Genomic DNA, 855 nt, shown 5'->3' on the forward strand with positions numbered 1-855 from the left:
GTTTGCCGAGCTGAGCTTAAAATCACAGCTTCAGGAAGAAATCATAAAAAAGCTTTAGTGCCCACAAAGGCCCGTAAAACGTGGGCACAGCAACTACAACAAAATCATTCTGTTACTATAGCTATGCTATCGTTGGCTTAAGCCGTTGTGCTTACTATTATCAACCTAAGTTACAGGATGATTCGGTGATTGTTTCGGTATTGAATGCTATCACAGACCGGCATTTACGCTGGGGCTTTCCTAAATGCTTTAATCGTATCAGAAAGCTCGGCTATCAATGGAACCATAAGCGTGTTTATCGAGTGTATTGTGAATTAAAGCTTAATCTCAGAGTAAAACGAAAAAAACGCATTCCTCCACGATGCCCGGAAAAGCTATTTGTGCCTAATAAACAAGGTGAATGTTGGTCAATGGATTTTATGAGTGATAGTAGCCGTAATCAACGTCGCTTTAGGACATTCAATGTCATCGATGACTTTAATCGTGAGGCGTTAGGTATTGATATTGCAGTCAGCTTACCAGCAGGAAGGATTACCCGTTACTTAGATAAACTGGCCGAATATCATGGATATCCATTAAAAATACGGGTCGATAATGGGCCAGAATTTACAGGAAAAAACTTTATAAACTGGGCTAAATCACATGATATAGCCATTGATTATATAAAGCCCGGTAGCCCTTATCAAAATGGTTATATTGAACGATTTAATCGTACCTATCGTACTGAAGTACTTGATTTATATCTTTTTAACAACTTAGCACAAGCTAGGTGAATAACCGAAGAATGGCTAACGATTTATAACACCGAAAGACCGCATGAGGCATTAAATAACATGACACCGATTGAGTATAAAA

Annotated in this window: 1 pseudogene; it reads left to right on the forward strand. The window is 38.6% G+C overall.

The annotated features are described in order from the left end of the window. Positions 1 to 80: 80 nt before the first annotated feature. Positions 81 to 855, forward strand: a pseudogene (locus A9G37_RS03615) (IS3 family transposase); the annotation flags it as partial.

Origin of the sequence: Gilliamella sp. GillExp13 (assembly GCF_001690815.1) — a bacterium.
GTDB lineage: Bacteria > Pseudomonadota > Gammaproteobacteria > Enterobacterales > Orbaceae > Gilliamella > Gilliamella bombi.